21 protein-coding genes are annotated in these 22,144 nt (G+C 61.6%); 10 read left to right on the forward strand and 11 right to left on the reverse strand.

From position 1 onward, the window contains the following. Positions 1–65: 65 nt before the first annotated feature. On the forward strand, positions 66–1,526 hold the full coding sequence (locus ACX80E_RS11520; protein ID WP_459302092.1) for an MFS transporter: 1,461 nt from the start codon (positions 66–68) through the stop codon (positions 1,524–1,526). Between the two features lie 99 nt (positions 1,527–1,625). On the opposite strand, the gene ACX80E_RS11525 is transcribed toward ACX80E_RS11520, so the two are convergent. Continuing rightward, entirely contained in the window at positions 1,626–2,087 is a 462-nt protein-coding gene (locus tag ACX80E_RS11525) for an NUDIX hydrolase (protein ID WP_459302093.1), read from the reverse strand. Between the two features lie 179 nt (positions 2,088–2,266). After that, the gene (locus ACX80E_RS11530) at positions 2,267–2,971 is read right to left on the reverse strand and encodes a ferritin-like fold-containing protein (protein ID WP_459302095.1); all 705 of its coding nucleotides are present in this window, start codon (positions 2,969–2,971) and stop codon (positions 2,267–2,269) included. A 65-nt stretch (positions 2,972–3,036) separates the two neighbouring features. On the opposite strand from ACX80E_RS11530, the gene ACX80E_RS11535 reads away from it, so the two are divergent. Both ACX80E_RS11535 and ACX80E_RS11540 read left to right on the forward strand, forming a co-directional pair. Next, positions 3,037–4,509, forward strand: a complete 1,473-nt coding sequence (locus ACX80E_RS11535) for an RNB domain-containing ribonuclease (protein ID WP_459302096.1) — start codon at positions 3,037–3,039, stop codon at positions 4,507–4,509. Between the two features lie 260 nt (positions 4,510–4,769). Continuing rightward, complete coding sequence (locus tag ACX80E_RS11540) at positions 4,770–6,452, forward strand: DEAD/DEAH box helicase (RefSeq protein ID WP_459302097.1); 1,683 nt, start codon at positions 4,770–4,772, stop codon at positions 6,450–6,452. A gap of 110 nt (positions 6,453–6,562) precedes the next feature. Here the strand turns inward: ACX80E_RS11540 and ACX80E_RS11545 are convergent, their stop codons facing one another. Then, entirely contained in the window at positions 6,563–7,417 is an 855-nt protein-coding gene (locus tag ACX80E_RS11545; protein ID WP_459302098.1) for a PHP domain-containing protein, read from the reverse strand. 158 nt (positions 7,418–7,575) lie between these two features. Here ACX80E_RS11545 and ACX80E_RS11550 point away from each other — a divergent pair, with 158 nt between their 5' ends. Beyond that, complete coding sequence (locus ACX80E_RS11550; RefSeq protein WP_459302113.1) at positions 7,576–9,126, forward strand: aminopeptidase P family protein; 1,551 nt, start codon at positions 7,576–7,578, stop codon at positions 9,124–9,126. Between the two features lie 1,079 nt (positions 9,127–10,205). On the opposite strand, the gene ACX80E_RS11555 is transcribed toward ACX80E_RS11550, so the two are convergent. After that, positions 10,206–11,012 (reverse strand): general stress protein, encoded by an 807-nt coding sequence (locus tag ACX80E_RS11555; protein WP_459302099.1) that lies wholly within the window; start codon positions 11,010–11,012, stop codon positions 10,206–10,208. A gap of 196 nt (positions 11,013–11,208) precedes the next feature. Here ACX80E_RS11555 and ACX80E_RS11560 point away from each other — a divergent pair, with 196 nt between their 5' ends. The 3 genes from ACX80E_RS11560 to ACX80E_RS11570 are packed head-to-tail and all read left to right on the forward strand — an operon-like array spanning position 11,209 to position 14,209. Further along, complete coding sequence (locus ACX80E_RS11560) at positions 11,209–12,492, forward strand: magnesium transporter MgtE N-terminal domain-containing protein (RefSeq protein WP_459302100.1); 1,284 nt, start codon at positions 11,209–11,211, stop codon at positions 12,490–12,492. Continuing rightward, complete coding sequence (locus ACX80E_RS11565) at positions 12,485–13,069, forward strand: DUF1003 domain-containing protein (RefSeq protein WP_459302101.1); 585 nt, start codon at positions 12,485–12,487, stop codon at positions 13,067–13,069. The genes ACX80E_RS11560 and ACX80E_RS11565 overlap by 8 nt, the downstream gene beginning before the upstream one ends. A 12-nt stretch (positions 13,070–13,081) precedes the next feature. Next, the gene (locus tag ACX80E_RS11570) at positions 13,082–14,209 is read left to right on the forward strand and encodes an Mrp/NBP35 family ATP-binding protein (RefSeq protein WP_459302102.1); all 1,128 of its coding nucleotides are present in this window, start codon (positions 13,082–13,084) and stop codon (positions 14,207–14,209) included. Between the two features lie 398 nt (positions 14,210–14,607). Here the strand turns inward: ACX80E_RS11570 and ACX80E_RS11575 are convergent, their stop codons facing one another. Next, entirely contained in the window at positions 14,608–15,024 is a 417-nt protein-coding gene (locus ACX80E_RS11575) for a Sec-independent protein translocase family protein (protein WP_459302103.1), read from the reverse strand. A gap of 111 nt (positions 15,025–15,135) precedes the next feature. Next, complete coding sequence (sigE, locus tag ACX80E_RS11580) at positions 15,136–15,783, reverse strand: RNA polymerase sigma factor SigE (protein ID WP_459302104.1); 648 nt, start codon at positions 15,781–15,783, stop codon at positions 15,136–15,138. 187 nt (positions 15,784–15,970) lie between these two features. Between sigE and ACX80E_RS11585 the strand changes: the two genes are divergently transcribed. Next, positions 15,971–16,603, forward strand: a complete 633-nt coding sequence (locus ACX80E_RS11585; RefSeq protein ID WP_459302105.1) for an O-methyltransferase — start codon at positions 15,971–15,973, stop codon at positions 16,601–16,603. A 97-nt stretch (positions 16,604–16,700) separates the two neighbouring features. On the opposite strand, the gene ACX80E_RS11590 is transcribed toward ACX80E_RS11585, so the two are convergent. From ACX80E_RS11590 to ACX80E_RS11610, 5 genes are all read right to left on the reverse strand, one after another. After that, entirely contained in the window at positions 16,701–16,868 is a 168-nt protein-coding gene (locus tag ACX80E_RS11590; protein ID WP_459302106.1) for a DUF3117 domain-containing protein, read from the reverse strand. A gap of 169 nt (positions 16,869–17,037) precedes the next feature. Continuing rightward, complete coding sequence (locus tag ACX80E_RS11595; protein ID WP_459302107.1) at positions 17,038–18,291, reverse strand: hypothetical protein; 1,254 nt, start codon at positions 18,289–18,291, stop codon at positions 17,038–17,040. After that, entirely contained in the window at positions 18,288–18,896 is a 609-nt protein-coding gene (locus tag ACX80E_RS11600) for a DNA-3-methyladenine glycosylase I (protein ID WP_459302108.1), read from the reverse strand. Before ACX80E_RS11600 ends, ACX80E_RS11595 begins: the two co-directional genes overlap by 4 nt. Before the next feature lie 6 nt (positions 18,897–18,902). Beyond that, positions 18,903–19,319: a DivIVA domain-containing protein gene (locus ACX80E_RS11605; RefSeq protein ID WP_459302109.1), complete on the reverse strand. Its 417-nt coding sequence runs from the start codon at positions 19,317–19,319 to the stop codon at positions 18,903–18,905. Between the two features lie 51 nt (positions 19,320–19,370). Beyond that, positions 19,371–20,144, reverse strand: a complete 774-nt coding sequence (locus ACX80E_RS11610) for an LOG family protein (RefSeq protein WP_459302110.1) — start codon at positions 20,142–20,144, stop codon at positions 19,371–19,373. A 121-nt stretch (positions 20,145–20,265) separates the two neighbouring features. Between ACX80E_RS11610 and ACX80E_RS11615 the strand changes: the two genes are divergently transcribed. Continuing rightward, on the forward strand, positions 20,266–21,024 hold the full coding sequence (locus ACX80E_RS11615) for an amino acid ABC transporter ATP-binding protein (RefSeq protein ID WP_459302111.1): 759 nt from the start codon (positions 20,266–20,268) through the stop codon (positions 21,022–21,024). Between the two features lie 74 nt (positions 21,025–21,098). Further along, entirely contained in the window at positions 21,099–21,995 is an 897-nt protein-coding gene (locus ACX80E_RS11620; protein ID WP_459302112.1) for a glutamate ABC transporter substrate-binding protein, read from the forward strand. Positions 21,996–22,144 lie beyond the last annotated feature (149 nt).

Below are 22,144 nucleotides of genomic sequence, written 5' to 3' on the forward strand. Positions count from 1 at the left end.
ACAGTGTTGTTACGTGCCGGGTTCCCGGACACATTCATTGTTGCTCTCTTACTGAAGGGATGGGCATGTCCACCGCTGCTCAGACTGCTGACCACAACCTCCACCCAGATCCATCACCAGCTCAGACCGGCCTGACGGGACGGCAGCGCCTTGTACTTCTGGTCCTACTCACGGCCAGCTTCACCCTGGCCGTGGACTTCTCGATCCTGAACGTCGCCCTGCCCACCATCGGCGCCGACGTCGGATTTAGCATCAGCCATCTGCAATGGATCGCGACGTCCTTTGCCCTGTGCGCGGCCGGATTCACCCTCTTTTTCGGACGCATCGCAGACCTTTTTGGTCGCCGGCGGCTCTTCCTGCTGGGCATGGCACTGCTCGGTGTCTCCTCCCTCGCCGGCGGCCTAGCCCAGGAACCGGTACTTTTGATCATGGCCCGGATCGCCCAGGGACTGGCGACAGCCATGGTCGTCCCGGCGGCACTGTCACTGCTGACAACTTCCTTCCCCGAGGGCCCGGCGCGGAACAGGGCGCTTGGACTGAACGGGGCGTTGATGGCCGCCGGGTTCACCACAGGCGCGATCCTTGGCGGGGCTCTGACCGACCTGTTGAGCTGGCGGTGGGCGTTCTACATCAACGTCATTGTCGCCATCGTGGTCCTGGTGATCGCCCCGTTCGTTCTTGCCGAGAGCCGGCCCACTGACCGCCCCAAGCTGGACTTCGCAGGTGCTGTGAGCGTAACCCTGGGACTCCTGGCACTCGTCTACGGCCTGACGACCGCCGGAGAGACCGGGTGGGGGAACCCGCTGGCGTTCGGCTCGATCCTGGCCAGCACCGTCCTCCTCTTCGTCTTTTGGAACGTTGAAAAGCGTGTGGCACATCCCTTGGTCCCGGTTGCCATCCTGAAACGCAGCTCCGTGGCATGGGGCAATATTGCCGGACTCCTCGCATTCGCCACCGAAACGTCCTTGGTGTTTCTGTTGACCTTGTACCTGCAGAAAGTACTCGGCTACTCGCCTCTCGCCGCCGGCCTCTCCTTCGCCGTCCTCGGGATCGGAACCGTGCTTGGGGGCATCATCGGACCCAAGGTCATCGGCATACTCGGCTCGAAGCGCACGATCATCGCCGGCTTGATTGTCCAGGCGGCGGCGACGGCCCCACTCGTGCTCCTCGGTCAGGACTCCCGCTGGATCGTCCTGTTGCTGGTTGCCACGTTCATCGGTGGCATAGCCAACCTCGTCGCCATTGTCGGGTATGTGGTCACCTCAACCTCGGGACTGCCAGACGGGGAACAGGGCCTAGCGACGGGTTTGGTGACCATGAGCCAACAAGTCGGCATCACCCTCGGCATCCCCATCATGTCCGTCATTGTCAGTGCGCGCATGAACGCCTTGGGCGATACCGGTGCTACCGGTGTGCTCGGTGGTGTGACGACAGCCATCGGCATCAACGCGTTGCTCTGCGTGCTGGCCGCAGCGACCATCGCCATCTTCCTTCGAACACCATCAGCTGACAAGGTGACCCTATGAGCGAGCCCACGGTCCCCGTTGCGGACCACCGGCTTTCGCGCGACATGCAGTGGAGTGCGCCGTCCGTCGGCGTTGTTCGGTTCGGCACTAGCCCCCGGTTTAGAGGGTGGAAAAGCCAAAACTAACGATGGGCGGCAGCCCGGTTCTAAGATTTTCTAGGATGAATCGCTCATGGGGAACGAGTGCCTCGGGAAGTCCGTCAAGGTCGAACCACGCTAAGCCGGCTGACTTGTCATGCTCCATGGTCTTCGGGTTGCCGTCCCAGACCTCGCACGTAAAGAAGAAATCTACGCGTCCAGCCACTTCAGTCGAAGCGTGGTGGAAGCGGTGCATGGTGGTGAAGGCAACCAGATCTGTCGCGGCAATGACGACGCCGAGTTCCTCTCGGGCTTCTCGGCATGCTGCGTCGCACACCGATTCGTCGGCCTCAACGTGGCCAGCTGCGGCTGTGGACCAATGACCATCCATGTACCCGGTTCCCTGGCGCAGTTGCAGCAAAACCTTGTCACCCCTGCGGAGGATGACGTAACTAACCGGGGTCAGCGCGCGTCTTTCGATCATCTCCAAGACTCACTTATCCAATGCCCTTGATCGTTTTGATCGGTCGTCGGCACTATTTCGCTACGTACGGAACGGGGCGAGATCACCTTGCCAGCGTACTTGCCGCCGGGTCATGGATTCGGGAACAGCCGGTCAGGCTCAGCGGTGAACCCGCCCTTGAAGGCAACGTGCCCAGCAGCCTAAGCCGTGAGCCCGAGCTTGCTCATGCGTTTGGAATGGTTGCGCGTCAAAGTGCTCAAAATGGTTTGCACCTCAGCCGCTGCGTCTTCCTGGGTGGCGTCGGGGCGCAAGCCCACCAAGAAGCTGTGTTTGGCGCCAATCCGTTGCACCTGGGTCAGGGCCTCCCCCACCATCCGCCGCCCCCACAGGGCCAGGCGTGAGGAAAGCCGGGGGTCTTCGGCCAGCATGTTTTTCAGCAGGGACGTCAACGTTTCAATCTGCTCATCGCTGGTGCGCACCTGGGCAATCACAGCCCTGGTGGCGTCATCGAGGTGCTCGGCAATGGCACCGTAGAACTCCTCCGTGATGGTCTCCACCACATACGCCTTCATGAGTGATTCGTGCCAGTCAGCTGGCCGGGTGCGTTCGTGGAAGGAATCCACCATGAGCACAAACGGCGCCATGGCCAGTTCCGGATCCATCCCCATGGCGTTGAGCCGGGCACACACGGCCTCATAGTGGCCAAATTCGGCCACGGACATTTTGCCCAGCACTGCCCTGTCGCGCAGCGACGGCGAATGCCGCGCGTCGATCGCCAAACGCTCAAACGCCGACAGCTCACCGTACGCAATACTGCCCAGCAGATCCACAACAAAAGTGTCGTAGCGGGCTCTCAGTTCGCCTGCGGAAACGGAATCATCGGCGTCGGAAACTGGAATACTCATACGCTCTAGGGTAGTGCGTGCCGCGCCACACTTGTTCCTGGCAGCGAATCGTTTACGCTGAAACCGTGCCGTACACTCACATTGGCGTCAGCCGCAGCGCCGCGCAACAGTCCCTTGCCCAGGCTTTGGCTGCCTTGAGCACCGAGTTCAAGCTGCCGGACGGATTTTCCCCGGAGGTGCTGGCCGAGGTTGAAGCAGTCATCGCCGGCCATGAACTGCCCGCCCCTGATTTGACTACCCTGCCCTTCATCACCATCGATCCGCCCACCTCCTTGGACCTGGACCAGGCCATGTTCCTTGAGCGTAGCGGCGACGGTTATGTGGTGCACTACGCCATTGCCGACGTCCCGTCCTTTGTTCCGGCTGGCGGTCCGCTGGATTCCGAGACGCGCCGCCGCGGCCAGACCTTCTACACGCCCGGCCAGCGCATTCCCCTGCACCCAATGTCCCTGAGTGAGGGTGCCGCCAGTCTTTTTGCCAACGATCCCCGGTCCGCCTACGTCTGGGAGATTCACCTCTCCGCCGACGGCACCCAGACCTCGGCCCTGGTCCGCCGGGCTACTGTCCGTAGTGTTGCCAAGCTTGGCTATGAGGAGGCGCAAAAGATGTACGACGCCGGGAACGCACCAGCCGCTTATGCGGACTCCTTGGCGCTGTTGGCTGAGATTGGGACCAAGCGCATCGATTTGGAACGGGCCCGCGGCGGTGCCAGCCTCAATGTGCCGGCCCAAGAGGTGGAGTTCGTGGACGGCCACTACGTTTTGGCGTTCCGCCCCAATCTGCCCATTGAGGACTGGAATGCGCAAATATCCCTGCTGACGGGGATGGCAGCTGCCCAAGTGATGATTGAGGGGAAGGTGGGCATTCTGCGCACCATGCCCGCCCCCGACGCCGACGCCATTGCCGCTTACCGCCTGCAGACCGTGGCCCTGGGCCATCCATGGGGCACCGATACGGCCTACGGGGCGTACTTGCGCACCTTGAACACCGCCGACCCTAAGCATTTGGCGTTGATGCACGCCGCCAGCACGCTATTCAGGGGAGCCAGCTACACACCCTTTAACGGGAGCGTTCCGGCGGAGGTCATGCAGGCCGCAGTTGCAGCCCCCTACGCCCACACCACCGCCCCGTTGCGCCGCCTGGTGGACAGGTTCGTGTTGGCCATCTGCGCTGCCTTGTGCGCCAAGGAACAGGTCCCGGACTGGGCCGCCGACGCCTTGGGGCAATTGCCGGAGATCATGGCGGCATCCAATCAGCTAGCCAACAAAGTGGACAAGGCAGCCATCGACACTATTGAGGCCGCCCTGCTCAGCCACCGTGTGGGAGGCGAGTTTGACGCCGTCGTCCTGGCAGGGCCCAAGAAGAACGGGCACAACTCCAAGGCAGCCGCTGCCCGCAGCTTCATCCAGATTTCCATGCCGGCCGTGACGGGGTACTGCGACGGCGATCTGGAAGCCGGCACCGTGGTGCGTGTGAAGCTGACTGCGGTGGATATTGCCAAACGGAGTGTGAAGTTTGTGCAATCCGCGCAAATTTAGGGTGTGCGGCTAGACTATGAGGGTAGACATGGATGCCCGGTCGTTGATTGATAGTTTTTGATTCAACAAACCCGCCCCTACGCGCGTCTTTTCAGTTCCTCCCGTACCCGTCATTTCTGACGGCAGGAGGGCACGTTTTTGTTAGCCCGCGATCGGCTTCCCTAAGGTTGTGCCGCTGTCCTGCGGTTCCGTGAGGCCTCCCGCGCCCGCGTTGAGCCCTGTAGGCGGCACCTTGTATAGACGAATTGAACGGTAAGCATTTGAGCATTGAAGCAGACTCCCTCTTACAGGCAGAAGACAGCAGCGAGATCGTTGAAATTGACGGTTCCCTTGTCACCCATGAGCCCCCGCACAAGGAAGAGAAGGAAACGTTCGCCAGCTTTGGTGTTCACCATGAGATTGTTTCCTCGTTGACTGAGGCCGGCATCATCCACCCCTTCCCCATCCAGGCCATGACGCTGCCCATCGCGATGACGGGCCACGACATCATCGGCCAGGCCAAGACGGGAACGGGTAAAACCCTGGGCTTCGGCATACCGGCGCTGAACCGCATTGTCAGCCCCAAGGATGAGGCGTTTGCCAAACTGCCAGCGCCCGGCGCCCCGCAGGCCATGGTTATTGTGCCCACCCGTGAACTTGCTGTTCAGGTCGCCGGTGACCTCACTGTTGCCTCCAAGCACCGCGGCATCCGCATCGCCACCATTTACGGCGGCCGCGCCTACGAACCCCAGGTTGAGGCGCTGCAAAAGGGTGTTGAACTCATTGTTGGCACACCCGGCCGTTTGATCGACCTGCTCAAGCAGCGCCACCTGAACCTTAAACACGTTCGCATCGTGATCCTCGATGAGGCCGATGAAATGCTCGATCTGGGCTTCCTGCCCGACGTTGAGACGTTGATTGCCGGCACTCCCCCGGTTCGCCAAACTTTGCTGTTCTCGGCCACCATGCCTGGCCCCGTTGTTGCCATGGCCCGGCGCTACATGACTCAGCCCACGCACATCCGTGCCGCTGACCCCGACGATGAGGGCCTGACCAAGCGCGACATCCGCCAGCTCATCTACCGTGCCCACAACATGGACAAGATTGAGGTTTTGGCCCGGATCTTGCAGGCCAAGGACCGCGGCCGCAGCATCATCTTCACCAAGACCAAGCGCACGGCTGCCAAGGTTGCCGAGGAACTGGTTGACCGCGGATTCGCCGCTGCAGCGATCCACGGCGACCTGGGCCAGGGTGCCCGCGAGCAGGCCCTGCGCGCCTTCCGCAATAACAAGGTTGATGTTCTGGTCGCCACCGACGTTGCCGCCCGTGGCATCGACGTTGACGACGTCACACACGTGGTCAACTACCAGTGCGTTGAAGACGAGAAGATTTACCTGCACCGTGTTGGCCGCACGGGCCGCGCCGGCAACAAGGGCACCGCTGTGACCTTCGTTGACTGGGATGACATGCCCCGGTGGGCGCTCATCAACAAGGCCCTGGGCCTGAGCGTTCCCGAGCCGGTAGAGACATACTCCTCCTCACCTCACCTATACAGCGATCTTGACATTCCCGTCGGCACCAAGGGCCGCCTGCCGCGCAACAAGCGCACGCATGCCGGCATCGATGCCGAGGTTCTGGAGGATCTTGGCGAGACAGGCAAGCGCAATTCCCCCAAGACTGATGCCAACCGTGGTGGAAACCGCGGCGGCAACCAGACAGGAACCCGCCATGGCGAGAAGCGCCGTGATGACTCCAACAGCACTGGTGCCAACAACGCAGGTGAGAGGCGCGACGCAGGCCGCGGCCGCCGTCGTCCCTCCTCCTCGGCTACGTCTGATTCGCCAGCGGCCGAGGGTGCAGCAGTTGTTGACGGCGAGGCCAGCGCCCCGCGTCAGCGCAACACCCGCAGCCGCACACGCCGCCGCAACGGTGAAGTAGTGGCCAAGCCGGAGTCCGGGGAGTAACACCTCCCGGGCTCTCGAGCCAGGCCAAGCCAACTGACCCGCAGAAAACGCCGAAAATACACGTTTTTCACGTGATTTTCGGCGTTTTCTGCGGGTCAGTTTTGTTTGGGTCAGCTATGCGGCAGGAACGGCTGCGATCCGGTCCCCGCCGCCAGGATGCGCTCCAGCGCTGCCGGCTCCGTCAGGTTCTCGCCCAGCAGATTGGGTTTGCCTGTGCCGTGATAGTCGGAGGACCCTGTCGTGAAGAGACTTGTTTGCTGCGCCAGTTTTCGCAGCCACGCCCGACCCTCGGGAGGATTGTCCCGGTGCTCCACCTCCAAACCCAGAAGTCCGGCGTCGATCATGTCATGGAAGATTTTTGGCGCCACCACCCGGCCGCGGGCGCTGGCCACGGGGTGCGCAAACACGGGCACTCCACCAGCAGCACGGACAAGTTCCACAGCCGTGACAGGGTCGGGGGCGTAGTGGGTGACAAAGTACCGCGAATGGGAAGTGAGAATGCTGGCAAAAGCCTCGTTCCTGTCCGCCACAATGCCGGCGGCGACTAGGGCGTCGGCAATGTGCGGACGGCCAATGGTTGCCCCGGGGGCCACATGGGCGCTCACGTCATCCCAATTCAGCGGGTAGTCCTCGGCCAGCCGTTCCACCATGCGCTCGGCACGGGTCAGGCGGGCATCCTTGGCCTTGGTGATCTCCTCCAGCAGGCCCGGGTGGTTCGGGTCGTGCAGATAGCTGAGCAGATGCACGCTCACGCCTTGGCTTGTCTTACACGAAACTTCCATCCCGGGGATCAATCCGATGCCCTGGTGCCGGGCGGCTGCCAGCGCCGGAGCCCAACCGTCGGTGGAATCGTGGTCGGTCAGCGCGATGATGTCAAGGCGGGCCTGTGCAGCGGCCGCCATGAGATCCGCCGGGGTCTGGGTGCCGTCGGAAATATTTGAATGCGCGTGTAAATCGATCCTCACAGTCCAAGCCTACGTCCGTTCGGTACCAGCGGTATGCCGCCTCCGCCCTGCGGCGGGTTCCCGTCCGGTTATGTCACGAGCGGATATTGGGCACAATTCTTTGTCCCCCGCGCAGCCGGTGAGAGACTTAGGGGGTGAACCAGACTGAGCAATCCTCCGTGCACCCCGACCCTTCCAGCGATCAGCCACTTGAGGAGCGTGTGACTAACCGTTCTCACCGCCCCGATTCTGAAGCCTTCCGCGCCTTCATGGCCTCCGACTGGGCGCCCATCTCAACGGCGGCACCCGCCCGTGCCGCCGTGGCAGATCATGCCGCGCGCCGGCGTCGTGCCATCTCCGAGCAGTTCAAGACGGAGCGCCTGGTGATTCCCGCAGGCCCCCTGAAGGTCCGCTCCAACGACTGCGACTACCGTTTCCGCCCGCACTCCACCTTCGCGCACCTCACAGGCCTTGGCGTTGACCACGAGCCCGACGCCGTTTTGGTGCTGGACCCTGTTGCCGAAGGTGCCGGGGACGACGGCGGCCATCACCGCGCCACGTTGTACTTCCGTCCCATGGCTGGCCGGGACACGAAGGCGTTTTACGCTGACGCCCGCAGCGGCGAATTCTGGATTGGCACCCGCCCCTCCTTGGCCCAATTCCAGGCACAGTTGGGCCTGGCCACAGCAGATATTTCCGAGCTTGAAGTAGCCATCACCAAGAACGTGGGTGAGCCCTCCGTTGGCGGCACGTCCATCCGTTTGGTGCGCAAGGTCGATGAAAACATTGACGCACTGGTGGACACCGCCCGCTACAACACCGCCAAGGACCCGGACAACATGGACTTCGGGGCCTTGGACGCCCTCGACGGCAAGCTCGCCGAGGCCCTCTCAGAGCTTCGCCTGATCAAGGACGCCTGGGAGATTGAGCAGATGAAGGTGGCCGTGGCTGCCACCATTGCCGGCTTCGAGGACATTGTGAAGGCCCTACCGCGCGCGGTTGCCCACGAACGTGGCGAGCGCGTTGTTGAAGGTGCGTTCTTTGCCCGCGCCCGTGAAGACGGCAACGAGCTCGGCTATGACACCATCGCTGCCGGCGGAAACAACGCCACTGTGCTGCACTGGAACCGGAACACCGGCGCCGTCAACGAGGGCCAGATGCTCCTGGTGGACGCCGGCGTCGAGGCAGAATCCCTGTACACAGCTGATATCACCCGCACGCTGCCCGTCAATGGGCAGTACTCAGAGATGCAGCGCAAGATCTACCAGGCCGTGCTGGATGCAGCCGATGCAGCCTTTGCCGTGGCCATTCCTGGACGCAAGTTCCGCGATGTTCACAACGCTGCCATGGACGTTCTGGCGGATCGCCTCTCCTCCTGGGGCTTGCTGCCGGTTGCCGCCGAGGTTGCGCTCTCCCCCGAGGGCCAACAGCACCGCCGGTGGATGCCGCACGGCACCAGCCACCACCTCGGCTTGGACGTGCATGACTGCGCCCAGGCTCGCGCCGAACTCTACTTGGATGGTGTCATCACCGAGGGCATGGTCTTCACCATTGAGCCCGGCCTCTACTTCAAGGACGAGGACCTGGCCATCCCGGCCGAGTACCGCGGCAACGGCGTGCGCATCGAGGACGACATCCTGATCACGGCCGACGGCCCCGTCAACTTGAGTGCCAGCCTCCCGCGCACCCCCGACGACGTCGAAGCGTGGATGGCCCGCCTTTCCGGCTAGCCCACCCCTTCTGCAACTGGCCCGCAGAAAACGACGAAAATACACGTTTTGGACGCGTTTTTCGCCGTTTTCTGCGGGTTACTTGTTTAAGCGGACGACGGCGGGACCTGGGTTGGCTTTCACTCAGCACCTTGCGTTGTTGGCTGGCCACCGAATCGGCAAGCCAAAAGACGTCCCTTGGGTGCCTCAATTCCTTTTGGTCGAACGTACTGCGAGAGGCGCAGCCTGCTAGGCGCGTGAATGATCCCGCTGTGTCCGGGAGTCACGGCATGGCCCGTAGCCTGTCACGGACGGCATCGTCATATCGCCGACCGATCACCACGGTGGCCGCCAGCCAGGCTGGCCAGTCCACCACTCCGAACCTGCCGAATCCCGGAGCCGTCAACAGACAAGCGGCATAGACAGCCATCAATAGATAGGCCCAGCCGGATGCCTTGCCGCTGCTGAGCCCCGACACCCATACACCGGTTTTGATTTGTAGGCACCAACAAAGATGGCGATGCCCACACCGTAAATGGCGAGCCCCGCCGCCATGACAGGAATGCTGGCCAACGCAATGACCAAGACTAGGCCGGACGTCAAGAGACCCATCACCAGGTGGTACCACCACGGTGTGACGAGCCTGTCGGCCGCAGCTGACCTTGCCCCCTCGATGGCGACAAGGGCTTCAGGGGCTTCCCGCGTTGATTCGTTTTCCTTAGCGGAAAGTCTACGTGGGCGCTTGTTTCTTCGTCATATTGGCGAACAAGCGGCGACCGGCCCAAGCACGGGGCCGTTGTGGTCATCCGATGGTGGCGCACCAGGGGCGAATGTCCACAGCGGCCCCCGCGCCATGAATGGTGTCGATTGACCCCATTGTCGCGGCCGTTTCCGGGAAACGCGCTGCCACCAAGACCGAATCCGGGTGTAAGCCCCGGCCAAGATACACCGGGACTAGTTAAGCAACTGACCCGCAGAAAACGCCGAAAATACGCGTTTCTAACGCGTTTTTCGGCGTTTTCTGCGGGTCAGCTTTCGGGCGACTCCGTCGCGCCAGTGAAACCTGCAAATTCTATTTGCGTATTAGTTGCAAAAGGGGGCTACTCTGCCGGGCCGTCCTGTGGCTTCGCGGGGGAAGGCTCAGAAGCCGGCGCGGGCTGCGGGGTGTTCACCCGAATGCCGTACTGCGGGCGGCCGTCGGGCAGATCCGGGAACTCGCCGCGGCGTGGCCCGCCCAAAGGTGCCTGACCGGGGCGTTCGGGGCTGTCCTCGCCCTGAGCGGCGTCGCTGGCATCAGCCGGAGCACCATAGGGGTCGTGCCAACCATCCGGGCGTGCGGGTGACGCTCCGGCGGAGCTGGGCGGCTGCACCGGCGGGCGGTATCCCTGCCCCTGGCCCTGGAAGCCTTGGCCCTGAACAGGGCGCGGGGCGCTGGAGTTCATGGGCAGCTGGGCCAACAAGCGGCGCGCCTCCATGGCGACGTCCGGTGTGACAATGACGTCGTAGCTGGAGGCCAGCACCTGATTGGTGGAGGTAAAGTCGCGCTTGCCTCGCTGGGCCGCGTAACCGATGATCGCAAACAACATCCAGAAGGCGGCACCCATCAGCACTGCTGTAAAGACGTTGATGTAGGGCGCGCCGGCGTTGCTGCTGGAGTCGAAGAAGGAAAGCATGACGCCAATGAACAAGCCAAACCAGGCTCCCGTCATGGCACCTGTGAGGGCCACTCGCGGGTAGCTGAGCTTGCCCGTGACACGCTCCACCATCTTCAGCTCGTTGCCCACAATGGAAACATGCCGGACAGGGAATTTCTCATCTGCCAGGTAGTCAACCGCCTTCTGCGCATCCAGGTATGAAGTGTAGGAACCGATTGTTTCTCCCGTAGGGACAATACGAGCCTCGTCCATGGGTGTAGTACGTCCAAAGAGGTTTGCCATACTCACCATTGTTCACCATATTCCTGCACGTTGGCTGGAGTATCGCTGGCAGTGAAATGAATAATTCATGGCAACCCCACGTTGCAACGCCCAAAACGGCGGTGCCGGCATTGGCTGCCCCGGCAAAGTTTGGGTCAATACTAGGCAGGGGAAGTAACCTGTATCTGTGAGCACTCAACCTACGCGCATCTTTGTCGCCCGACTCCTGGGCCTGGACGTCTTCGACCCCCTCGGGGACAGACTCGGAAAATTGCGCGATGTGGTGGTGCTGGGCGGGAGTCAACAAACAGCCCCGCACGCGGTGGGCATTGTGGTGGAAGTACCGGGCAAGAAGCGCGTCTTTGTGCCCATGACCCGCCTGACCTCCATGGATCAGTCACAGATCATTTGTACGGGTCTGGTCAATCTGCGCCGTTTTGAACAGCGCGGCGCCGAGCAACTCGTTGTCGGCGGCATTTTTGACCGCAAGGTGACCCTTGCCGACGGCTCCGGTTTCGCCGTCATTGAAGATATCGCCATGGACAAGCAACGCAACGGCGACTGGCTGGTGACGAAGCTTTTTGTGCGCAGGGGTTCCTCCACCTCACGGCTGCGTGGGCTTCGCCGCGGCCACACCATGCTGATCGACTGGTCAGAGGCACACACAGATGACGCCGCTGAACCGCAAAGTGCCACGTTCTTTGTTGCCACCCACGAGGACCTCAAACCGGCCGACTTTGCCGACGCCCTCCAAGAGATGAGCGACAAACGCCGGGTGGAAGTCGCCAGCGAGCTGCAGGATGAGCGTTTGGCGGACATCATGTCCGAGCTTCCCGAAGATGACCAGGTAACCCTGCTCTCCGCGTTGGACAATGAACGCGCAGCTGATGTGCTCGAGGAAATGGATCCCGACGACGCCGCCGACCTCCTGGCAGACCTCCCCCAGGCCAAAGCCGAAGAGTTGTTGCTGCTCATGGAACCGGACGAGGCCAAGGACGTTCGCCGCCTGCTCCAATACGCCGAAGGCACAGCAGGCGCGCTCATGACCACCGTTCCTGTGATTCTTCCGCCCGAAGCCACGGTGGCTGAGGCGCTGGCCCACGTCCGCAGTGAAGACCTGTCCCCCGCCTTAGCCTCAGCAATCTTTATCTGCCGGCCCCCCTTGGAAACCCCCACAGGCCGTTTCCTGGGAGTCGTTCACATCCAACAGTTGCTCCGCAGCGCTCCCCCGGAACAACTGGGCACCATCGTGGATAAGAATTTGGAGCCGGCCTCCGATCAGGATGACATCAGCGTGGTCAGCCACATCATGGCCTCCTACAATTTGAACTCACTCCCCGTTGTCAGCAAGGAAGGCCGCTTGGTGGGCGCTGTGACAGTGGATGACCTACTTGACCATCTCTTGCCAGAGGACTGGCGCAACCACGACGACGGCGCACCCGCCCGGAAACTAGGAGGACGCATTGGCTGAACGGCATCACGCCAAGGGTGGCGGCCTCGACACCCCTATGGAACTGAAATCCCGGCTCCTACCCAATCTGACCGGCGATCCGGACTTCTTCGGCCGCTTCGCTGAACGCTTCGCCCGCTACATGGGCACGGCCAACTTCCTGCTGTACATGACAGTCTTTGTCATTGTCTGGATTGCCATCAATGTAATTGGCCTGTTCGGCCTGCAGTGGGACCCGTACCCTTTCATCCTGCTCAACTTGTTCTTCTCCACCCAGGCGTCCTACGCGGCACCCCTGATCCTCTTGGCCCAGAACCGTCAGGATGACAGGGACAGGGTCCAGATTGAACAGGACCGATCCCGCAACGAACGCAACCTTGCCGACACCGAATACCTGACCCGGGAGGTTGCAGCACTGCGCATTTCCCTGCGCGAAGTCGCCACCCGCGACTTTGTCCGCTCCGAGTTGCGCAGCCTCCTGGAGGACCTCATTTCTCTTCAGGATGACGACGACGCCAAGGAGCCCCGGACCGGTCAGCGCAATCCGGCCACCAACGCTATCAAAACAGTCACGCCCAAGCGCACCACCAACTCCTAAGGCCACCCCAGCATGAAGACCCCGTCCCACCCCGACCTGTTAGCCGCGCTCGCCTCGGTCATTGACCCAGAGCTGCGCCGGCCCATCACGGAGCTGGGTATGGTCGAGTCGGTGGAGGCGTTCGACGGCGGCCAGGTTCGCGCCGTCGTCCGGCTCACGGTGGCAGGCTGCCCGCTGCGCGAAACCATCATCCGGGACGCCACGGAGGCTTTGGCGCGCCTCGACGGCGTCAGCGCAGTCTCCGTGGAGCTGACAGTCATGACGGCCGAGCAGCGTGCGGAGCTCAAGGAAAAGCTCAAGGGCAGCAATCCCGAACGTGGCATACCCTTCAACGCCGAAACGTCGCTGACCCGCATTTATGCCGTGGCCAGCGGTAAGGGCGGGGTGGGCAAGTCCTCGATCACAGTGAATGTGGCGTGTGCCCTCGCGGCCAAGGGGCTGCGAGTAGGCATTGTGGACGCCGATATTTACGGTTTCTCCGTGCCCGGTTTGATGGGGATCACCCAGTCCCCCACCCGGGTGGATGAGATGATCCTGCCGCCTGTGGCCCATGGCGTGAAAGTCATTTCCATCGGCATGTTTGTGGCCGGCAACCAGCCCGTCGCCTGGCGCGGGCCCATGTTGCACAGGGCGTTGGAGCAGTTTCTGGGCGATGTTTACTTTGGTGATCTGGACGTGCTGCTGCTGGACCTTCCCCCGGGCACCGGTGATGTGGCAATCTCAGTGGCCCAGCTGCTGCCCAAGGCCGAGATCCTGGTGGTGACAACGCCGCAGGCGGCTGCGGCGGATGTGGCCGAGCGGGCTGGCGCCATCGCCGTGCAGACGGGCCAGAAAGTGGCCGGGGTTATTGAGAACATGTCGTTTTTGACGTTGCCCGACGGCAGCACCATGGAGCTGTTTGGTTCCGGCGGCGGGCAGATCCTCGCCAAGCGTCTGAGCCAGAGCGTGAACGCCAGCGTTGAGTTGCTGGGCCAGATCCCGCTGGACGTGGCGCTGCGTGAGGGCGGCGACGTGGGCATGCCCATCGTCTTGACCGATCCTGATTCTCCGGCGGCGCAGGCCTTGTTGGGCATTGCTCAGCAGCTGTTCGTGCGACCCCGCGGCCTATCCGGGTTGAACCTGGGCGTCACACCCCGCTAAACGCAAACGCCCCCTCACCAGGTGAGCGGGCGTGGATGGGCCCTCGCGCCCGAGGGTTCCTTGGCCGGGGGCCTCCAGCCGCGAGGGTCACGCCGTGAGCTTGCGAGTGGTGGGAGTGGCTGGGGAGGACGAGATTGGGCAGCGTGTGTGGGGAAGGTGTGGGGAGCGTCAGCTGGTGGGCGACTTCGCGGCGGTGGTACCCGCAAAGCCTATGCGCGTACTAGCTATCCGCAACAAGCGACCTCCCGGATCTATGTCGCAGTTGGTGGACGAAAACACGTCAAAAACGGCCATTTTGATCCAACAACTGCCAACAGATCCAAAGAGGTACCTTGCGATTTGGGCCCACGTGCCCGAGGGCCCCAAGCCGAGGCACGAGGCTTGGGAGGAGTTGGGGACTAGGTGGCTTCGACGTCGAACGGGGCAAGCTGACCAACAGCGAGGCGTTCGATCGGCGGCTCATCGGCGGCGGCGGTGACATTGCTGCCTTCGCCCTTGCCCATCATGGAGGCCAGTGCCGCCGACGGCGCAGTTTTCAGCGATTTGAGCTGCTCAAGGTCCTCGTCGTCTATCAGGGCCTCGCGAATAATGCGGCGCGGATCGTATTGACGGGGATCGAGCTTCTTCCAATCGATGTCGTCAAGGTCTACCCCTGCCTCTTCCTTGATGGTTTCGCGCGCGCCGGAAGCCATCTTGCGCACCTCGCGGATGAGGTTCTTCAGCTTCTCCACATATCCGGGAAGCCGGGTGGGGCCAATCACCAACACTGCCACAAGGACAATCAGAATCAGCTCAGGGGTATTGATACCAAACACGTTAGGAAGATTACCCTCTCAACACTCAAAGCAACGATTCTTAGCGGTAACGCTTGAGAGTCTGAGCTTCTTGGCTTGCGGATGGACAGCCGGTGTCTGGCTGAAATGATTCTAGCGCGCCCCAGCTATGCGCGGCAGGGACAACATTGGCTTACGCGCAGGGCGCACATCGTTGCTACGGCCCGGTGCGCGGTCAGCCAGCGATTCGCGCAGCATGGCCCGACCGCGATGGATGCGGGAGCGGACAGTGCCCAACTTGATATTCAGGGCGTGCGCCACTTCGTCATAGGAGAGCCCCTCCATGTCACAAAGGACGACGGCGGCACGGAAGTCAGGCGGCAGGGCCTCCAGCGCGGCGGCAATATCCCTGTCCAGATTGTTGAACTCAAAGGTCCGTTCCGGGCCCGGGTCCGTGCCGGCAAGGCGTGCTGCGGCGTCCTCGGACAAGGTGTCAAAACGGATGCGTTGCTTGCGGCGGGCCGTATCAAGGAAGAGGTTGGTGGTGATCCTGTGCAACCAGCCATCGAGGGTGCCGGGCTTGAAGTTGTGCAGGGATTTGAAGACGCGCACAAAGACTTCCTGGGTGAGGTCCTCGGCGTCGTGCTTGTTACCTGTCAGCCGGTACGCGAGCCGGAAGACTTTAGCGGAATGATTGGTGACCACCTCATCCCACGACGGCGTAACCCAGTGCTCTGCTGGCCCGGGCTGTTGCTGGGCGCCAACAGCGGGACGGAACACGGGGGTGGTGGCTGAACTCATCGCTGCACCTCGCTTATTCGGCTGCTCCCCCTGATGTGGGGAATCCACGCTACAGGAAGGTTTCCCATATAGTCCCCATAGTGTGTCAAACAAAGCTGACATTTTGCTGAAGAGTTACGGGGCTTGTGCCGTGGGGTTAGGCAGTAGGCTAGAGCTAGTTACCGCGACAGTTTAGGAAATACCACCCATGAGTGCCGATAAATCCACCAGCTGGTCCTATACAGAGGGCCTGCCCGTGGAAGATATTGTCCTGCGACGCGCGCGCGAACGCTCGCATGACCTGGGCTTGTTCGCCGTGAGCCCCGGCGTTGCGGCAGCCTTGACGGTATTGGCGGCAACTTCCAAGGCACAAACGGCTGTCGAAGTGGGCACCGGAGCTGGTGTCTCGGGTGTTGCGTTGCTGCGTGGGCTGGGACAACGGGCGGTCCTGACAACCATTGATCCTGATGTTGACCATTTGAAGGCGGCCCGTGAAGCGTTTGCCGAATCCGGGTCCCCCGCCAACCGCACCCGCACCATTTCCGGACGCGGCCAGGATGTTTTGCCGCGGCTGACCGACGGCGCCTACGACTTGGTGTTTATTGACGCCGACAAACCCAGTTTCCCCGAGTACGTGGACCAGGCCATCCGCCTGCTGAAGTCGGGCGGGCTGCTCATTGTCAATGATGCGCTGGACAAGGACCGCGTCTCCGACCCGGCCATCCGCGAAAACAGCACGGTGACTTTGCGTAAAGTTGGCAAACTGATCCGTGAGAACGACTCCCTGATCACCGCCACCTTGCCCACCGGCGACGGCCTGCTGCTCGCCGTCAAGCGCTAGGCAGCGCCGTACCAGCCAGCCGCCGGTCAGCGTTTTAAAGCAATCCGGCGGGGCAGCTGCTGCTGCCCCGCCGGATAATTCTTTGTGAAGCTAACGACTATTCGGTAACGCCAACCAAGCATTCCTTGAGGCTGAGCGCCTCGTCAGCGTTCATCTCCACTACGAGCCGTCCGCCACCTTCTAACGGCAGTCGCAGGATTAAGCTCCGACCTTCTTTAGTTACTTCCATTGGACCGTCGCCGGTTCTAGGTTTCATGGCTGCCATCAGAAGTTCCCCTTTTCGTAGTACAAACCCGCATTTGTTGAGATTGCCCAGCAAAGCGTTTATGTTGTATCGCTCACAACCATTATTCCGCACTTGCACACCGGGGTGCTAATCGGTGCCGCCCCGGTTGACAAGTGCTCCTTCCACGCCTAATGCGCGTGGGCCGACTCTACGGCGGCCAGGCCTGTCCTGTGCTGATGGCGGCGAACTGCCATAGCCACACAACCCAGACAATCTGCAGTAAGCCAAACATGATCAGCACACTCCACCTATACGCCTTGGAGGTGGAGATGAAGGTTGCCGCCAGAGCCAGCGGGAACAGTGGAAGCATCATCCTGAACGTGCTGGACTGAGGGTGCAACACGGCCATCAGGTACAGCAGGTACATACCGCACCACAGCCGCAAATCAACACCTATCCCCCGCACGGCCCTCGAGTTCAGGAACAGGGCCCCCAGAACCACCAACAGTGGCGGCAGCAACGGACCCCACACCGGGCCCACAAGGTCCACGCCGGCGTCGAACCAGGGTTTGAAGATCACCAGGTCATCGCCGCGCCACGCGGTTTCGGTGTCGGTGTAGGCGCTCCGCTCCCCTGTCCACCACCAGGCGACGAAGAGCCAGGAAAACGCCAGGCACGCGCTGACAACCGTCAGCAGCGCCCCACTGAGCATCTCCTTGGCCGGGAACGGATCGCTCTTGCGGTGCCAGAAGCGCAGCAAGAGATGGATACCGACGACGGCGACAAACGGCGCCCCGGCCGGGCGGGTCAGGCACATGAGCATCACCACAGGCATGGCCGCCCAGTAGTTGCGTTTAATCAGTAGATACAGTGCAGCGGCCAGAAAAAACGTGCCCAGCGATTCCGCGTAGGGAACTTGCAGGATCGGGGAGATGGGGAACATGGCAAAAAAGGCCACACCCCAGAGTGCGGTGGAGGGCGAGGCGAAATGCCTGAACAGCAGATAGATCATCAACGCGGCGGCCAGGCCCGCAATCGTTGCCACCGTGGCGGCGGCAGGGGCCCACGCCAGTCCGGTCATATTGCTCACCATCCGGGCCAGCAGGGGGAAGACCGGATAGAAAGCCCATTGGTTGGGTTGGGCTGTACCGTCGTCGTTGCGTGGAATGGTGGTGGGATAGCCGCCGTCGTAAATGCGTTCATACCAGCCGGCGTCCCACCGGTTAATGAACGTCAAGTAGTCCGGCTGTTGGCCACCCCACGGGGACGCTTCGGCATGCCACGCTGCCCCGAGGAAAATAGCGAAAGAGACCAGCCGGGCCGCCCCGTACAGCAAAGTGACTTTCAACCACCACGGCACCCTACGCAAGGGGGCCAGTAGGCGGCGCAACAACGCGTAGAGCTCGTCGTTGATGGTGGTTTTGGCGGGCTCCGCTGAGGTAAGCGCGGCCATCCTTGTCATGCCAGCCCCGCCCCGCTGGGTGATCCAACCCGGCCCGGGGCTGCCAGCCAACAGCCGGGCTGGTGGTCGTTGACCACACCCACCGCCTGCATCATGGCGTAAGCGGTGGTTGGTCCCACAAACGCGAACCCATACGTCTTCAAGGCCTTTGCCAGCTGAAGCGATTCGGCCGTCTTGCCCGGAATGGGCTCGCCGGCGGGCCGGGGAGCGGCAGGGGCGTGACTCGCCAAAAGCTGGGCCAAGGACACATCTTCCGGCAACGCCAACAAGGCCCTGGCATTGCCAATGGTGGCCTTGATCTTCATCGAATTGCGCACAATGGCGGCGTCGGCCATGAGCCGGTCAATGTCGTGTTGGTCAAAGGCGGCAACCGTTGCGGGCTCAAAATTGCTGAACGCGCGCCTGAAGGCTTCGCGTTTGCGCAAGATGGTGAGCCAGCTGAGCCCCGATTGGAAGGCTTCAAGGCTCAGACGCTCAAAGAGTTCCCGCTCACCCGTAACAGGCAGCCCCCATTCGGTGTCGTGATACTGCTGATACTGCTCATCACGCTCGATCCCGGCCCACGCGCAGCGGATTTTTCCGTCGGTACCGCTGAGAGGCTCCATGTCGGCCTACTCGCTACGGGGTGAGTGCTGAAGTGGTTCTACCGGTGCTGTGTCTGCTTGCGCGACGTCACCCGCTGCAACCACAGCGGCCCCCTCGCTCACAGCGTGAGCCGGCGCATCGGCGTCGTCCGCCATAAGCTCAGCAATGCGCAAATCCTTGGCAGCCAACTCATCGCGCAGGTGGTCGAGGACTTCATCAACCTGATCCATGCGGTAACCGCGCAGGCCCAGCGAAAAACGCAATTTGTCCACGTCCGCCGGCTGGGGCGCAACGGGCAGCAGCACAGGGGGCAGATTGGCCACGGGCGCCCCCAAAGCATCCGCGTACACCGGCGCGTCAGCGTTGGGCTTGTTCAAGCCAACCACGTAAAGCACCACCGCGGCGGCCAGCATCACGGCAAGAAAAATTAGGAAGTAAGTCACTAGTCCATCGTGCCAGATGCCGGAGCGCCTTGAGGTTTCGTGTCGCCGCTTCTAGCCGCGGGCGGCAACCTTCGCCCCGGCCTTACCGGCCATCACCAGCTCCACAGCTTCCTCGGCAGTGTCCACCAACGCCACAATGTCCAGATCGGGGGCCGAAACAAGGCCCTGGACCACCATAACCTCCCTGATCCAGTCCATCAGCGGACCCCAGAAGGCCTTGTCAACAAGAACTATGGGGAACTGGCTCACCTTGGATGTCTGCACCAAAACCATGGCTTCGAAGAGCTCATCCAGTGTGCCCAGGCCGCCGGGGAGCACCACAAAACCTTGGGCGTACTTGACGAACATTGTTTTACGGGCGAAGAAGTACCTGAAATCAACACCTAGGCCGACCCACTCGTTCATGCCCGCTTCAAAGGGAAGCTCAATCCCGAGCCCAATGGAGAGCCCGCCGGCCTCGGTTGCACCACGGTTGGCGGCCTCCATGGAACCCGGGCCGCCGCCGGTAATGACCGCCACGCCGGCTTCCACCAGGCGTTTGCCGAGTTCAACACCCACAGCGTAGTAGGGCGATTCGGGTTTGGTCCGGGCCGAACCGAACACGCTGATGGCCGGCCCAATATCAGCCAAAGCGTCGAAGCCTTGCACGAATTCGCTTTGGATGCGCATGACCCGCCACGGATCTGTGTGGGTGAAGTCGCTGCTGGGCGGCGTCTCCAACAGTCTGGCGTCGGCGGTGTCGCGGCCCGAGCCGTTCTTGCGCCAGATGCCGAAACGGCGAAGTGGCGGGACTGCGGCTCTGCTTGCTCCTGTTGGTGCGCTCATGGGAACAAGGGTACGTGAAAACGCGCCATGGCCCAGCTCACATTGTCTCGTTAGCGTTACGATCCCCGCCGAAGGGGCTAAAACCATTACCGCGGCTTGTGAAAGTCGATACATTCGAACCATGACAAATCCCGCACATGCTCCTGCGCTCGTGGAACTCAAGGCTGTAAACAAGCATTACGGCCCCCTACACGTGCTTCAGGAAATTAATTTGCAAGTGACCAAGGGTGAGGTACTGGTGGTCATTGGACCGTCGGGATCGGGCAAATCAACGTTGTGCCGCACCATCAACAGGCTGGAGACCATCGACAACGGCTCCATCACCATTGACGGCAAGGAACTGCCCAAGGAAGGCAAGGACCTGGCAACCCTGCGTGCCGATGTTGGCATGGTGTTCCAGTCGTTCAATCTCTTTGCCCACAAAACCATCCTGGAAAACGTCACCCTGGGCCCCATCAAGGTCAAGGGCATGTCCAAGTCCGACGCCGACAAACTCGCCATGAGCTTGTTGGAGCGTGTTGGTGTGGGTCATCAGTCCGCGAAGCTGCCGGCGCAGCTTTCCGGCGGGCAGCAGCAGCGTGTAGCCATTGCACGGGCCTTGGCAATGAAGCCAAAGGTCATGCTTTTTGACGAACCCACCAGCGCCCTTGATCCGGAAATGATCAACGAGGTCCTTGACGTGATGGTCGAACTGGCCAAAGAGGGTATGACCATGGTGGTTGTCACCCACGAAATGGGCTTTGCCCGCAAGGCTGCGGACAGGGTCATTTTCATGGCCGACGGGCAGATTGTGGAAGAAGCAACACCCCACGAGTTCTTCACCAACCCGCAAACTCCCCGTGCCAAGGACTTCTTGTCCAAGATCCTCACCAACGGATAACTAGTTTTCGTCTTTTTGGCTCCAGGAGCCGCTCATTACAACGGCCGTCATGGCCGTCCATGAAAGGAATCACCATGAAGAAATTCTTTAGCAGGAAAAGCCTCGGCGTTGCGGCTGTCCTCACTGCTGCTGCCCTTGCCCTCACAGGCTGTGGCGGCGACACAGGTGGCGGCGAGTCCACCAGCGATGCCCCGGTCTTCGAAGTGGCCAAAGACGTTGCACTGACGGGCAGCCCCACCTTCGACAAGATCAAGTCCTCCGGAAAAATTCGGATCGGAGTCAAGGAAGACCAGCCCGGTCTCGGCTACCTGGATGCCGCCACGGGCAAGCGCACCGGCTTCGACATCCAAATTGCCACGTGGATGGCTGCTTCCTTGGGTGTTGCCGCAGACAAGATTGAGTTCAAGGCCATCCCGTCCGCAAACCGTGAAACGGCCATCGCCAATGGCGATGTTGACCTCTACGTGGGCACCTACTCCATCACGGACAAGCGCAAAAAGCTTGTTGACTTCGCCGGCCCGTACTTTGTGACAGGGCAGGGACTGCTGGTGAAGAAGGACAACACCACCATCAAGAGCGAGAAGGACCTGGCTGGCAAGAAGGTGTGTTCCGCCACCGGTTCAACACCCATCCAGAACATCCGGGAGAACTTCACTGAGGCGACACCCGTCGAATTTGATTTGTACTCCAAGTGCGTAGACTCACTCAAGAGCGGCGGCGTTGACGCTGTCACTACCGATCAGGCGATTCTGCTTGGTTTCGCCGCGCAGACTCCTGACGAGTTGATGGTTGTTGGCGAGCCTTTCACAGTTGAGAAGTACGGAATCGGCCTGCCGCTGGGCGACACCGCCCTGCGCACCTTCTTGAACACCACGCTCACCGACGGTGGTGCCACCTGGACCAAGGTCTACGACGCCACCTTGGGCAAGTCCGGCACCAAGGTTGAACAGCCCGCAGTAGACCAGTACTAAACCCGCCAGTGGTGGGGGGGGGGGGGGGGGGGGGGTGGGGAGAACATGTTGAGCACTGTCTCGGTATCAGAGGTCTTGGATCTGCCTTCAAGTTCGTTGACCAAGGCGCCAAAGTGGGTGGACACTGCCGTGGCCATCGCCAACGATCG

The organism is Arthrobacter sp. TMN-49, from assembly GCF_054511095.1.

What these genes read in the sequence shown, in the direction of transcription:
- ACX80E_RS11520 (WP_459302092.1), top strand. Translation starts at nt 66, where the DNA reads ATGTCCACCGCTGCTCAGACTGCTGACCACAACCTCCACCCAGATCCA.
- ACX80E_RS11525 (WP_459302093.1), bottom strand. Translation starts at nt 2,087, where the DNA reads ATGATCGAAAGACGCGCGCTGACCCCGGTTAGTTACGTCATCCTCCGC.
- ACX80E_RS11530 (WP_459302095.1), bottom strand. Translation starts at nt 2,971, where the DNA reads ATGAGTATTCCAGTTTCCGACGCCGATGATTCCGTTTCCGCAGGCGAA.
- ACX80E_RS11555 (WP_459302099.1), bottom strand. Translation starts at nt 11,012, where the DNA reads ATGGACGAGGCTCGTATTGTCCCTACGGGAGAAACAATCGGTTCCTAC.
- ACX80E_RS11570 (WP_459302102.1), top strand. Translation starts at nt 13,082, where the DNA reads ATGAAGACCCCGTCCCACCCCGACCTGTTAGCCGCGCTCGCCTCGGTC.
- sigE (WP_459302104.1), bottom strand. Translation starts at nt 15,783, where the DNA reads ATGAGTTCAGCCACCACCCCCGTGTTCCGTCCCGCTGTTGGCGCCCAG.
- ACX80E_RS11585 (WP_459302105.1), top strand. Translation starts at nt 15,971, where the DNA reads ATGAGTGCCGATAAATCCACCAGCTGGTCCTATACAGAGGGCCTGCCC.
- ACX80E_RS11590 (WP_459302106.1), bottom strand. Translation starts at nt 16,868, where the DNA reads ATGGCAGCCATGAAACCTAGAACCGGCGACGGTCCAATGGAAGTAACT.
- ACX80E_RS11595 (WP_459302107.1), bottom strand. Translation starts at nt 18,291, where the DNA reads ATGACAAGGATGGCCGCGCTTACCTCAGCGGAGCCCGCCAAAACCACC.
- ACX80E_RS11600 (WP_459302108.1), bottom strand. Translation starts at nt 18,896, where the DNA reads ATGGAGCCTCTCAGCGGTACCGACGGAAAAATCCGCTGCGCGTGGGCC.
- ACX80E_RS11610 (WP_459302110.1), bottom strand. Translation starts at nt 20,144, where the DNA reads ATGAGCGCACCAACAGGAGCAAGCAGAGCCGCAGTCCCGCCACTTCGC.
- ACX80E_RS11615 (WP_459302111.1), top strand. Translation starts at nt 20,266, where the DNA reads ATGACAAATCCCGCACATGCTCCTGCGCTCGTGGAACTCAAGGCTGTA.
- ACX80E_RS11620 (WP_459302112.1), top strand. Translation starts at nt 21,099, where the DNA reads ATGAAGAAATTCTTTAGCAGGAAAAGCCTCGGCGTTGCGGCTGTCCTC.